Genomic DNA, 13,557 nt, shown 5'->3' with positions numbered 1-13,557 from the left:
GATTAGAGGCTGTTATGAATCTCACTACAAACCAACAGCTGCGCCGCTATTTATGGCCGTGCGCAGGGTTACTGGTGCTGCTGGTTATCAACGCCATTATTGCACCAGAGTTTTTTGCCATTGAATTTAAAGATGGCCGCTTTTACGGCAGCTTGATTGACGTACTCAACCGCGCCGCGCCAGTGGCACTCTTGGCCATTGGCATGTCACTGGTAATTGCAACAGCGGGCGTGGATTTGTCCGTCGGTTCGATTATGGCAATCGCCGGTGCCGTCAGTGCCTATTACATCACCAAGGGTGTCGACAGCCTTGTACTGATTATCGGCGCGGGTTTAATTGCCGGGTTACTTGCCGGAATAGTAAATGGTTTTCTCGTGGGCTACATGAGTATCCAACCTATTGTTGCTACGTTGATTTTAATGGTGGGCGGCCGCGGTATTGCGCAATTAATTAACGAAGGTCAAATCGTCACCTTTGATCACAGCGGTTTTGCATTTTTAGGCACGGGCAGTTTTCTCGGCCTGCCCTTCCCCGTGGTGTTGGTGATTATTACGTTTGCACTGGTGCAATTGCTCACACGCCGCACGGCGTTGGGTTTATATATTGAAGCGGTAGGAGCGAATCCCTCGGCCAGTCATTACATGGGGCTAAATGCCAAGGCGATTAAATTGAGTGTCTACACCCTTGCCGGTGCCTGTGCAGCGCTCGCCGGTATGATTGCCGCTGCCGACATTCGCGGCTCAGACGCCAACAACGCCGGTTTGTGGCTGGAGCTGGATGCGATTCTCGCCGTAGTCATTGGCGGCGCCTCACTAATGGGGGGTCGCTTTTCTATTTTCCTCGCCATTATCGGCGCGCTCATTATTCAAACCCTGACGGTCACTATTATTTTGAGCGGCATTCCGCCGAAATTTAATCTGCTGATTAAAGCCAGCGCGATTATTTTGGTACTGCTGATGCAATCGCCTCGCTTCCAACAACAATTAAGTCAGTTGAACTTCTGGTCATCGTTGTTCAAAAAAGGCAAGAAGGAGATCAACCGTGCTTAATCCGAAATTTATTCCACTCGCGGTGACCTGCTGCTTGTTTTTTGTATTGTTCGGCATAGGCTCAGTGCAGTTCGATGGCTTTGGTAGCTCGCGCGTCTTTTTTAATTTACTCAGCGACAACGCGTTTTTAATTATTGCCGCCGTAGGCATGACCTTTGTGATTTTATCCGGTGGTATTGATTTATCCGTCGGCGCTGTCATTGCACTCACCGGGGTAGTATGCAGTGTATTAATCAGCAAATACCAATGGCATCCGCTGGTGGTATTCCCCGTAGTGTTGATTGGTGGTACGGCCTTTGGTGCCATCATGGGCGCCATTATCCATTACTACAAAATGCAGCCGTTTATTGTGACCCTGGCGGGAATGTTTTTTGCGCGCGGCCTGGCCAGTGTGATCAGTGAGGAATCTATTCCAATTGAGCACGAGTTTTACAATCAGGTCGCCGAATTTGGTTTTATGTTGCCGGGTGATGCCTGGGTAGGCACCAGTACCCTTATCTGCCTGCTGGTGTTGGTTATCGCCATTATCATTGCCCACTACACACGTTTTGGTGGCCGTGTTTATGCCATTGGCGGTGACATGAATTCGGCGGCGCTCATGGGCATTCCTCTTGCTCACACCACCATTCGCATTTATGCCATCAGCGCATTTCTCGCCACCCTGTCAGGTATTGTGTATTCCTTTTACACCTTCTCCGGTTATTCATTGGCGGCGGTTGGTGTGGAGCTGGATGCAATTGCCGCCGTTGTGATTGGTGGCACCCTGCTCACTGGTGGGTACGGTTATATGTTTGGCACACTCATCGGTGTACTTATCATGGGCGTGGTGCAAACCTATATTTCGTTTGATGGCACCTTGAGCAGTTGGTGGACAAAAATCGTCATCGGCTTATTACTCTTTTGTTTCATTGCCTTACAGCAATTACTGGTGCGCTCACGCCCCAAATAATCGAAAACCAACAAGGTTTTGCAAGACACAGAAAGATTGTGCAAGGTTCACAATTCAAAACCCGGTGCTGACAACACCGGGTTTTTATTTTTCATATACGCTACGCCTTAACTCGCCAGGCAGATCACCAATAAAAAAACATTTAGTTCCTCGTTCCCATCGACAAAAGCTGGTCAAGTAAAAAAAGCCCCCTATACTTTGATCAAAGTCGACTAGAACCCATACCCTGCGCGTCATACCCCTGCAGACATATAAACACCAACCATACTTACTAGCAGCACCCAAAGGACTACTTCTCGTCGCCGGGACGATATTCCTTTTCCTTATTGGCTTAAGAGGTTGCCGATGTTTTTCAATAACGCCCTAAAACAACAGCTACTGGATACACAACAGCAGTTGCTTTATACCGACACCCTGTTTCAGACACTGTACAACAACATTCCTATAGTGCAGTTCTCTCCTGATGGGCACATTCTGAGCGCGAACGATCTGTTTTTGTCAGCCGTGGGTTACCGGCTGGATGAAGTCGCCAACCAGCACCACCGGATATTTTGCGATGCCCAATATGCGGCAAGCACAGAATACAGCGCTTTTTGGCGCGACCTGAAAGCGGGCAAGGCCAACAAAGGGACATTTTTACGCTATGGCAAACACCATAAACCCGTGTGGCTAGAGGCCACTTACTTTCCGGTATATGAGCAAGGGCGAGTCACTAAAATTTTCAAAATTGCCAAAGATATTACCGAACAAATGATCAAAAGCCGCGATAACGAAGCCATTATTACCGCACTGCACAAAGCCATGGCGGTGATTGAATTTGCGCCTGACGGTACAGCCATTACCGCTAACGACAATTTTTTATCGGTCATGGGCTATCGCCTGTCGGAAATCAGTGGGCAACACCACCGCCGTTTTTGTAAAGAGGATTTCTACCGGGAAAACCCTGACTTTTGGCAGCAACTTGCCAATGGCAGCTTTAAACAGGGGAAATTTGAACGACGCAACAAGGCCGGTGAAACCATTTGGCTTGAAGCAACCTACAATCCAATTGTTGAAAATGGGCGCGTGGTTAAAATCATTAAATTTGCCAGCGATATCACCGAGCGAGTCAAACACGCGGAAAATGTGTATCAAACCAGTCAGCTTGCCTATGCAACCGCACAGGAAACCCTGCAAATTGCCGAGGAAGGCGAACTGTTGCTGGACAGAACCGCTAAAAGCTCACGCAATATCGCCAGTGAAGTAACGCAATCCTCTGCGCTGATTGAACAACTACTGGAAGAGTCCAAGCAAATCTCTGCTATTGTTAATACGATCCGCAGCATTGCCGAGCAGACTAACCTACTGGCATTGAATGCGGCGATAGAAGCTGCACGGGCTGGCGAAAATGGGCGCGGTTTTGCAGTGGTGGCCGATGAAGTGCGCAACCTGGCGGCACGCACCAGCAGCTCAACACTGGAAATTGAAGAAGTGGTACGCCGCAACAGCACCCAGACCGATCAAGCCATGAAAGGCATGGAGCGCGCTCGCTCCCAAGCGGAAGATGGCACTCATCTGGTGAACAATGCTGTCGCTGTTATCGAGTCGATAAAAACCGGCGCCCATAAAGTCAGTGAAGCAGTTGCAACCCTGGCCGAAAACAAACAGGCCGTTAACTAACCAGCACCACTAAACACACGATGAAATCCTACACACCATGACAGCAAATAATCAGTGCCGACCTACCGGCTGTGAAGAATGCACCAACGGCGAGGGGTTGGATTTTGAATTCACCATGGCCTTTCAGCCCATTGTAAACAGCCGTACAGGCGAGATTTTTGCCCACGAGGCACTAGTGCGCGGGCTCAACAATGAAGGGGCCGCCACTATCTTTGCGCAGGTTAATGACAGCAACCGCTATCGTTTTGATCAAGCCTGCCGCACAAAAGCTATCAAGCTGGCTGCAGAACTAGGCATGCAATCACTGCTCAGTATTAATTTTATGCCCAATGCAGTTTATCGACCTGAGTTATGTATTCGCACGACTCTGGCTGCTGCCGAAAAATACCATTTTCCCATCGAACAAATTATTTTTGAAATTACCGAGAGTGAAAAAATTGATGACTTAGCGCATGTGCGCAATATTGTTGATTACTATCGCCAACGCGGCTTCAAAACCGCGATTGATGATTTTGGTGCAGGCTATGCCGGGTTAAACCTGCTGGCTGAAATTCAAACTGACATTATGAAATTGGATATGGCGCTGCTGCGCAATATTCACATCCGCAAATCCAGTCAAATTATTGTGCGCGGTATTGTGCAAGTCTGTAATGAATTAGGCATGACCGTCGTTGCCGAAGGCATAGAGTGCTATGAGGAATTTGCCGTGCTGCAAGACATGGGCATCGAGTTATTCCAGGGCTATTATTTTGCCCGTCCGGCATTTCAAAGCCTGGCGCAGGTACCTGCCGACGTTTTTTCAGCGCCGCGCGGACGGTAAAGCCTAACGCGCAGCGTGTTTGGGAAAATACTGATTGGGCGCCACACCAAAATTGCGTTTAAACATAGCCGTGAATGCACTGGGGCTACCGTAACCGAGAAAGTTGGCGATGCGCGCAATAGCCTCGCCGCGCTCCAACCGGCAAATGGCTTCGGCAAGCTGAACCTGCTGTACCCACTGGTGATATTTAAGCCCGGTCTCCTTGGGGAATAAGCGGATAAGTGTGCGAGCACTGGCACCCACCATGGCAGCCAAATCATCAATAGTGTGAGTAACGCCGGGCGAGTTCATCACAAATTGGCACACTCGCTGTAAACGGCGATCTTGTGGCCAGGGGATTTCCGCCACTTGGGTAGCAGCGCGATCTATCTCCATCAAAATCAACGCCACCAAATGGTCGCCCCGCCCTGGAATCGGGTATTCCGCCGGCTCTTGCAGCAGTCCCAAAATCAATTCACGCAACAACCCCGACACTGAAATTGCGCGGCATTCAGCACCCAGTGCGAGAGAAATTTCTGCACTCACGTACAGCGTGCGCATCTCCAAATCGCTCATCATAAAAGAGTGATGCTCAACATTAGGCGGCACCCACAAGGCACGGTGCGAGGGAATAGTCCAAACACTGTTGGGCGTCACTATGCGCATCACACCTTCCACAGCATAGAGCAACTGCGCGCGCGGGTGGGTGTGCGGCGGGATTTCATCGCCCTTTGTATAATGCCCACCCCAGGCCACAATTGGCCGTGGTACATGCTGCAAGACTTCCGGGCTGCGCTGCTCGACGATCTTCATCCATCACTCCACAACTATTTCCACACTCAAGCTCCCAAGTGCTATCACCTAAAAAAGCGATCCTCCCGGAAGTTACGCCCCAAAATGGCACATCATGTCACTTATTCGACAGTTTATGTCATTTCTGCTTTTTACGGCACCTTATACTGCAAAGGCCCAGAACCCGCGGAGATAGCTACCGAAATGACCCAAATGGAACCCATTCCTGAACAAACCTTCAAACCCGCAGAATTTGATGCGACGCGCACCTTTGTACCCGTCATAGGCGCAGTGAGTTTTGTACACTTGCTGAACGACCTGATCCAGGCCATTTTGCCGTCCATTTACCCCATGCTGAAAACCAATTATGAATTGAGTTTCACCCAAATCGGCATGATCACCCTCGCCTTTCAAATGACGGCGTCGCTGTTCCAACCGGCCATAGGGCTGTATACCGACAAACACCCCAAACCCTATTTGCTGCCCATGGGCATGATGTTCACCCTCTTAGGTTTGGTGATGTTGGCACTGGCTACCAGTTTTACCTGGCTGTTAATTGCCTCGGCTATGATTGGCTTGGGGTCATCCACCTTTCACCCGGAAGCCTCACGGGTAGCACGTATGGCATCGGGCGGGCGCTTTGGTTTTGCCCAATCCTTTTTTCAGGTCGGCGGCAACGCGGGCTCGGCATTTGGCCCGCTGCTTGCGGCAGCAATTATTATTCCGCAAGGGCAAGGCGCCATTGGCTGGTTTACGCTGTTTGCTATTTTGGGCGTCGCCGTATTATTAGGTGTTAGCCGCTGGACCATTCGCTCCGGCGCCTCTATCAAAAGTGTTAAAAAGCACGCGCACTTTGCACACCTCACCCGCAACCAGGTGATTGGTGCACTCACCGTATTGGCGCTGCTAGTATTCTCCAAATACATTTACATGGCCGCGTTTACCAACTACTACACCTTTTATTTAATTGAAAAATTTTCTACCTCTGTCGCAGATGCACAATTATTTTTATTCCTGTTTTTAGCGGCGGTAGCACTGGGAACATTTGCTGGCGGGCCTATTGGCGACAAGGTCGGACGCAAAGCCGTGATTTGGATTTCCATCCTCGGTGCCGCGCCCTTTACGCTGTTGTTTCCCTACTGCAATTTATTCTGGACAGCGGTGTTATCCGTGGTGATTGGACTAGTGTTGTCATCCGCATTTTCAGCGATTGTTGTACTCGCACAGGAATTAGTACCCAACAAAATCGGTATGATTTCCGGTGTCTTTTTTGGCTTAATGTTCGGCATTAGCGGCATAGCCGCCGCCGGCTTAGGCGCGCTGGCTGATGCAACCTCAATTGAATACATGTTTGATCTCTGCGCATTTTTACCACTGCTGGGCATCATCACCCTCTTCCTGCCGCGAATGAATCGCGGGTAATTTTTTGCAGAAAACATAAATGCTCGGGCTGGTTTGATTGACCAGCCCGCCGCAGATTCATCACATTGCTTCTAATGGCAAATTAAAACCCTAACAAGACTCATTGATAAAAAATATATTGAATCGAAACTCAGCGGTTCTCGATAATATAATGCGACTACACAGCCCTCCATTCAGCGGGCAGAGCCTGATGCAAGTACTCGATAAACGCGCGCACTTTGGGCGTTAATTGGTGGCGATCTCGCACGCAAGCATAAATATCCAGCGGTTCAATTTCCGCATCAAACCCGGTGCATTCGTCGCAGGTAAATAATTCCACCAACTCGCCCCGACGCAAATAATCATTGGCCACAAACGCTGCCAAACGCGTCACGCCGCCGCCCGCTGCGGCTAAGCCCGCCAATACATCAATGTCGTCGCTGATCATGGTCGCACGCACCTCGGCTTCAAAACGCAGACCGTTTTCGATGAACCCCCAACGTAAAAAGCGACCATCAACAGGTAAACGAAACACCAAACAATCGTGCTCACGCAAATCAGCCGGCGTGGTTGGGCGGCCCGCGCGGGCGATATAAGCGGGCGATGCACAAAAGATGGATGGCACAGTCGCAATTTTACGGGCCACCATGCCCTCATCCAGCTGTTGTTTTATACGAATACTGACATCCACCGACTCCTGCACATGATCAACACGCCGATCGGTGGTGCTCAATTCCAACTCAAGACGCGGGTAGCGCTCTCTAAACGCCGGAATCAATGGCGCCAGCACATGGCGCCCAAAGGCCGCAGTGGAAGCAATGCACAACCGCCCCTGCAATTCCTGATGCACATCGGTGACCGCCGCACGCGCCAGCTCCAATTCGTGCACCAGCTGCGCCACCTTGTCGTAATAGACTCGCCCTGCATCGGTGAGCGCCATGCTGCGCGTGGTACGCGTCAACAATCGCACACCAAGATAAGTCTCCAACCGGGCAACATTCTGACTGGTCGCCGCGGCGCTAATCCCCAAGCGCCGCGCCGCCGCCGCAATACTCCCCCCTTCAACAGCCTTCACAAAACACTCTATGCCACGCAGGGTATCCATAGTTATTGCTTCCGAATTAATAGGTCGATTACCAAGCTTTGCTTAATACATTAAATATCAACATTTATCCATAAATGGCAGATTTGACAGCACACAGAGCAACCACAGCACTTACCAGAGGACTAAGCATGAAATTGACTCACCCTTGCGCTCATGCCGGAAGCAGGCTCGCTTCAACACATCAGGGACTACTTAAATGAGTGACGAGTCTCAAACCAGCCAATAATCACAGTGCTAAAATACTCGCCGCTACTGAGCAAATAATGCCCAGCCAGTGTTCTCTGTATGGCAAATTGCCGCCCACCTGCAAAAATCAGCCAACATCAGGCTGGCCCGGAATAAGACTGAGAGTAAAGGAGCACCCGCTTTTGAAAGCAAGACGCATACTTATCCTGTCATCTTTTTTAATTTCACTTTTTTATGTTCACAAAGGAGTTGCTATGTCACTGTTTTTTGGTGGAGAGAAAAAAGAAGCAGTACTTTTTTCACCACTCGAGGGAAAAATTACATTTGAAGGTAAACCTGCTGCGGGAGCGAAAATCAATCTGTGGATCAAATGGAAGGACGCAAAAGGAGAAAACTTTGAATTTACCTCAGATAAAAATGGCTATTTTCAAATTCCACAACAAATAACAACCTATAAGGAAAATCCACTCGCTCAAATTGTCATTACTCAAGAAATCACAGTTGAGTATGAACGCGAGAGCTATTTAATTTGGACGCTCAGCAAAACCAACACTCACCTATATGGTGAGCTCGGAGGGAAAGCATCTAATTTATCCTGTGAGCTAAAAAATGACCTTACTACCATGAGAGCCGATGGGGTTTTGATGGGAACTACCTGTAACTGGGAATCTATAACCACACTATAAAGGAATTAACTTATGCAAGAAATTACCCCAAGGACTGCAGCCGAACTAGCTTCAGATGTTTATCTATTACAAACTGAAAACCAAATGGCTCTGTTCTTAGCGCACCCTGTATTTAAATCAAATAAACAAAACAAAATACCCGCAAAACACTTAAAGGCCGAAGTTGGCGGTCGAGTGGTGCTGAATCATAAAGATGGCTTTGGCGTTTGTGCCGAAGGCGGTGAAAATAATAAAGGCGAGATTTTCTTAATATTCCGTGGCACGACTATGGAAAACAAAAAGGCCGACGTACTTACCGATGCACGCATCGGCCTTTCGTTTTCAAGCACAAGTAGATGGCCGGTGCATTCCGGATTCCAGCACTGTTTTGAGTCTATGCTGCCAGCTATACGTAGCTTTTTTACATCATTTAAAGGCAGCGTCAAAACCGTTCACTGCATTGGGCACAGTCTTGGTGGCGCCGTGGCATCGCTGGCTGCAGACTGGGTTGCACAAACCTTGAAACTGCCAACCAAGCTATACACCTTTGGTGCCCCCAGAGTTGGCACTGAGTTGTTTGCCAGAAGTACTACGTCAGCTATAGGTGAAGGCAACATTCATCGTGTCTATCACCGCACAGATCCAGTACCTATGGTTCCACTCTATCCATTTGTTCATGCACCTTACGACAGACAAGGGCACTATCTTTATTCTGCTCATCCGCTAACCTCAGCCGCCGCGCATTTTATGGCGAATTACATAGCATCGGTAGATGGGAAATCCTGGCAACAAATGTGCGATGCCCCTGACCAGCCTTATACAATTGAAAGCGCAATTGAAGACTGGCTTAAATCCAAATCGCCAGTGGATACCTCATCCTCAACATTTTGGCGCTGGGTAGATTCAGCCATCATTTATGTCATTAAAAAAGTGGCGATGACGGCAATTCTGGGAATACAAGCCACATTTATCAGCACATTTACTGTTGCAGATAAAATCGCTTATATCCTGGCAAAAGGCATTGATCTGGCAGAAAACATAAGCATATGGGTTGAGCGATTGATGCGAAAACTAATGCAGGCAATCGGAATGACAGTAGCCAAAAACAAAAAGGAACTTACTCGCAGTTTAATCCGCCAGGTTTTAACACGCCTAAGTGAAAAAGCTAATCAACATGCACGTAATGCGCTGAGAAAACTGTAACGGATTTTTGTGTTATGCCTGCTCACCTAACTTGTGGCAGGCATAGCGATTCAAATCAATGCCGTTGAGTTTTTAATATTTCATTAACATCACAATAAATTTATTTGATATGTCTTTCATTTTAACCACGCTAAAAATACTCGCCTCTATCTTTCTGGTCGCCCTGTTCATCACCAGTGTTTTTAAAGCTCATCCGCGGACACACAATCCAAAAAATGGCCATTTCGCCGAATATACAACTGGTTTTATTCTGTTCACGGCATCAATAGCGGGGCTGTACTACCTTTGGAGCTAAGCACTACTGGGAATCCATAACCACACACGTCTCTCTCAAACAGGCCAGCTCTGCCAACAACCTCCGAAAAGCCAATCACAATCAAACATTCCGAAAAAACAATCCAATTGATAAGCTTTGCTTAGCAGAGCAATTAGCGCCACTCACCTACTGCCAAAATGCCGGAATACGTAGAGTACCTCCTGAAACGCCACTATTTCCCCAGCAGAAGGTACCAACCATGCAAAACTCCATAGCCACCAGCAGTAACCGTAAGCTCGCGCCGAAATACATGCCTATCGTCTTCGCGTTTTATATGTCTCTGATCATGGCTTTTTTGATGTCGTTGATTATCGTGGCAGCCAACAGCGGCATTGCCGATCACTACTTCCAGCAGGTACTGCATGCTTATCGCATCGCTATGCCATCGGCGTTTGTGTGCATTTTGATCGTGCGCCCACTAGTGATGCGTTTGGTGAAGATCACGGTAAATAATTAATGACTGCGCCTTTTTATGCGCTAGGCTCGCCCATACATTGCACCTACACCCAATGAACGCGCGGAGACACTATTCATGAAAACAGCAGTTATTACTGGCGCCAATCGAGGTATTGGCTTGGCCCTAACCCAACATTATCTCGCTCAGGGCTGGCAGGTGATTGGTATTTGCCGCACCACATCGCCCGAGTTGGATGCCTCGGGAGCGCAGGTTATTAGCGGTGTGGATGTGACCAATGCGGCGGCAATTGCGGCTCTGGCGCAACAACTCAAGGGTAAATCGATTGATTTGCTGATCAATAACGCCGGGATTTTCCAACATGAACAGTTGGGCAATATCGATTATGAATCGGTGCAGCAGCAATTTTTAGTCAACGCCGAAGCGCCGCTGCGAGTGACGGAAGCCCTGCTGGATAATTTAGCCTCCGGGGCAAAAATTGCATTTATTACCAGCCGTATGGGCTCCATCGCCGACAACAGCTCCGGTGGCTATTACGGTTACCGCATGTCCAAAGCGGCACTCAATGCGGCAGCTATGTCACTGACACGGGATTTAAAACCGCGTGGTATTGCTGTGGCTATTTTGCACCCGGGCTATGTGCAAACGGCGATGGTCAATTTTGGTGGCGATATTTCCGCCAATGAAGCGGCACAGCGCCTGAGCCAGCGCATCGCCGGGTTAACGCTGGAGAACTCCGGTGGTTTCTGGCATTCCAATGGCGATCCGCTGCCTTGGTAAAAACAATAACGCCCACCGAAGGGTGGGCGAAAGTAACTTGATACAAATCATACGAGCTAAAATTATATCTTGCCGCCCGCAACAAGAGCGTCAGGATTAGGCGATGGAGAAACTGTATTACCGCTGATTAAATCAAAACAGCCACTTTCAGCAGTACCAGGAAAGGAGTTGATCAATCGGAGACGCATATCTGCGTCATCGTTGAAGACGGTCATCCATACGCTGAAGAATCCAGATGCTTTTGCAAGTTTTACTACGGCATCGCGCAACATATTGTTCTCTGGCTGGCTTCGAATACTGGTTAGTGCGTCTTGGGCACACAACAAAGCCTCCATCCGCTGCCTCACTCGATCCAGAGCAACTTGCTTGCCATTTTCATCGGGGTTATTTAACGCTGCCTTATCCAACCCAGTAAGACTTAGCAAATTATTTGCAACTGTGCCATTACCAGAAGCTATCGCCTGAGCAGAAGCCGTGACCGTCCCGTTATCCTGATACTCAAAAGCGACAAACGTATTATCCCGATCAGGCAGCAGAACCTGCGAAAGAACAACATCTTTTTTATTCTTAGTTGAATTGCAGTTCACGCAAGCGAGCAGGAAATTATTCCAACGCCCTATCAAATGAGCATAGGCGGGCAACCCTTTTGGCTGCACATGCTCAACCGCAAGCTGAGTCATAACACGGCGCTCACAAAAACTGCAATAAGGCCCAAGTCGAGCTACCAAATCAGGCTTTGCGTCTGTGTAATCAGTAAAATCTGTAACTCTGGGCGAAGTATTACGCCGAATCGGTCGCATCGATCACTCTCCTAGTTGCGCAACTCGTTTCATTTCCAAAAAAGCTTGAAATGCAGGGTTATCAGCATATGGCTTTAAAGTCTCTGCCAACTCATTCTTAAACTCAGCCAATTGTTCAGAGGGAGCAGTGGCTGCGGACGCGACCGTATCCAAATAGTATTTAGCAACACCATACATCTCGGCGTAACGCAAACTGGTATGAGGGTTGTCGACATGCTGAATGCCCTGAGCAATCTCTTCAATGGACATATTTGCCAGATCGGCAGTTGGTTGCCCATCCAGCATAATCAACTCCTCGCCACTGCGGAGTGACTGGATGAGAAACGGCGAGTGGGTGGTGCAAATGAACTGTATTTTAGGAAAGGTAGACCGCAAATCTTCAACCACCTTTTGTTGCCAACGCGGATGCAAATGCAAGTCGAGCTCATCAACCAACACTACACCGGGGGTATCCTCCAACACCTTACCACCTAACTGAGGGTTTAACTTTGCCGCCTTTTGGGCAATATCACCCACCATTGCCAGCATGCAGCGCTGTCCATCACTGAGGTTGGAAAAAGGCCGGGGGCCCGAGCTGAATTCGACTACAACCTCACCTAAAGCGGCATCAAAATAGAGGTTTTGTGCGTCCTCCACACAATTGATAATGGCCTGCTTTACAACAGTAAACACCGGTGCTTCACGGTTTTGCTGCTGGTACGTGATCCAGGATTGCCGAGCAATCCAGCGTGTTAACTGACTGACTGACAACCGGGGATCAACACTATTCCAGTATCCACTTAATCGGGATTGCTCCTCCTTACTCGCCACCTTCATCGGATCAGAAACCTGGAATGCCTCACGCGGCTCCTGCCACAAACGCCCCGTACCGTAATAAGAAATGAGAGGCAACAAAATGTCTTGCCCCTTTCGAATTGCCGCATCAGCTTCTGTAGCTAGGCGTTTAATCTCTACTGCATCTCCATAGGTTGTACGACCACTCAGAGAGTTCAACGAACGCGTCCATCTGACATTGCGCCCCTGTACTTGCCCATGTGCCGCAACCTCACAAGGAAATACCTGCTCCCACTGAACACTGGTATGACGCCCGCCCACACTATCATCATACTCATGCGTAAAATCACTCAGCATAACCTCACTAGGGCGAATATGACGGGAGTCCGCACCTCGTACACCAAGAAACCAGCTGCCTACAGCAACCGCCAGAGCATCAAGCGCGGTAGTTTTGCCGGTGCCATTAGTGCCAACAATAAGATTGAACTCCGGATGGAAAGTAAACTCTCTCGAGGGAAATCCTTTGAAATTGTGAATATTCAGGCGGTCAATACGCATGACGGCTCCTCGGTTATTTGTCGCATTTTATTCAGACGATGGCACTCTAAATTGGTAAGCTGGTGAAATAAATCGCGAGTGTAGCAGCTAAGCACTGATTGTTTAA

At 48.8% G+C, this 13,557-nt stretch carries 13 protein-coding genes; 9 read left to right on the top strand and 4 right to left on the bottom strand.

The annotated features are described in order from the left end of the window. The first annotated feature begins 14 nt into the window (after positions 1–14). From B0D95_RS19800 to B0D95_RS19785, 4 genes are all read left to right on the top strand, one after another. Complete coding sequence (locus tag B0D95_RS19800; protein WP_078045481.1) at positions 15–1,049, top strand: ABC transporter permease; 1,035 nt, start codon at positions 15–17, stop codon at positions 1,047–1,049. Continuing rightward, a complete protein-coding gene (yjfF, locus tag B0D95_RS19795; RefSeq protein WP_078045480.1) occupies positions 1,042–1,998 on the top strand; it encodes a galactofuranose ABC transporter, permease protein YjfF in 957 nt (318 codons plus the stop codon). Before B0D95_RS19800 ends, yjfF begins: the two co-directional genes overlap by 8 nt. 345 nt (positions 1,999–2,343) lie before the next feature. Next, positions 2,344–3,657, top strand: a complete 1,314-nt coding sequence (locus B0D95_RS21070) for a methyl-accepting chemotaxis protein (protein ID WP_078045479.1) — start codon at positions 2,344–2,346, stop codon at positions 3,655–3,657. Between the two features lie 37 nt (positions 3,658–3,694). Next, a complete protein-coding gene (locus tag B0D95_RS19785) occupies positions 3,695–4,477 on the top strand; it encodes an EAL domain-containing protein (RefSeq protein WP_078045478.1) in 783 nt (260 codons plus the stop codon). A gap of 3 nt (positions 4,478–4,480) precedes the next feature. On the opposite strand, the gene B0D95_RS19780 is transcribed toward B0D95_RS19785, so the two are convergent. Further along, positions 4,481–5,269, bottom strand: coding sequence for a helix-turn-helix domain-containing protein (locus tag B0D95_RS19780; protein ID WP_078045477.1), 789 nt, complete (start codon positions 5,267–5,269; stop codon positions 4,481–4,483). Between the two features lie 183 nt (positions 5,270–5,452). Between B0D95_RS19780 and B0D95_RS19775 the strand changes: the two genes are divergently transcribed. After that, positions 5,453–6,670 (top strand): MFS transporter, encoded by a 1,218-nt coding sequence (locus tag B0D95_RS19775; protein ID WP_078045844.1) that lies wholly within the window; start codon positions 5,453–5,455, stop codon positions 6,668–6,670. 157 nt (positions 6,671–6,827) lie between these two features. Here the strand turns inward: B0D95_RS19775 and B0D95_RS19770 are convergent, their stop codons facing one another. After that, positions 6,828–7,754 carry a LysR family transcriptional regulator gene (locus tag B0D95_RS19770; RefSeq protein ID WP_078045476.1) on the bottom strand — a complete coding sequence of 309 codons (927 nt, stop codon included), beginning with the start codon at positions 7,752–7,754 and terminating at the stop codon, positions 6,828–6,830. Between the two features lie 440 nt (positions 7,755–8,194). Between B0D95_RS19770 and B0D95_RS19765 the strand changes: the two genes are divergently transcribed. The 4 genes from B0D95_RS19765 to B0D95_RS19750 all read left to right on the top strand — a co-directional run bounded on the left by B0D95_RS19765 (position 8,195) and on the right by B0D95_RS19750 (position 11,319). Beyond that, positions 8,195–8,626, top strand: a complete 432-nt coding sequence (locus B0D95_RS19765) for a DUF6795 domain-containing protein (protein WP_078045475.1) — start codon at positions 8,195–8,197, stop codon at positions 8,624–8,626. 12 nt (positions 8,627–8,638) lie between these two features. Further along, complete coding sequence (locus tag B0D95_RS19760; protein WP_078045474.1) at positions 8,639–9,808, top strand: lipase family protein; 1,170 nt, start codon at positions 8,639–8,641, stop codon at positions 9,806–9,808. Positions 9,809–10,323: 515 nt separating this feature from the next. After that, positions 10,324–10,581, top strand: coding sequence for a DUF2798 domain-containing protein (locus B0D95_RS19755; RefSeq protein ID WP_078045473.1), 258 nt, complete (start codon positions 10,324–10,326; stop codon positions 10,579–10,581). A gap of 75 nt (positions 10,582–10,656) precedes the next feature. Continuing rightward, positions 10,657–11,319, top strand: coding sequence for an SDR family oxidoreductase (locus B0D95_RS19750; protein ID WP_078045472.1), 663 nt, complete (start codon positions 10,657–10,659; stop codon positions 11,317–11,319). A gap of 62 nt (positions 11,320–11,381) precedes the next feature. On the opposite strand, the gene B0D95_RS19745 is transcribed toward B0D95_RS19750, so the two are convergent. Together B0D95_RS19745 and B0D95_RS19740 are read right to left on the bottom strand one after the other, a co-directional pair. Next, on the bottom strand, positions 11,382–11,999 hold the full coding sequence (locus B0D95_RS19745; protein ID WP_210403653.1) for a hypothetical protein: 618 nt from the start codon (positions 11,997–11,999) through the stop codon (positions 11,382–11,384). Between the two features lie 123 nt (positions 12,000–12,122). Next, a complete protein-coding gene (locus B0D95_RS19740; protein ID WP_078045470.1) occupies positions 12,123–13,451 on the bottom strand; it encodes an AAA family ATPase in 1,329 nt (442 codons plus the stop codon). Positions 13,452–13,557 lie beyond the last annotated feature (106 nt).

The organism is Cellvibrio sp. PSBB023 (assembly GCF_002007605.1).
Lineage (GTDB): Bacteria > Pseudomonadota > Gammaproteobacteria > Pseudomonadales > Cellvibrionaceae > Cellvibrio.
This window is presented reverse-complemented; position numbering and strand designations above follow the sequence as displayed.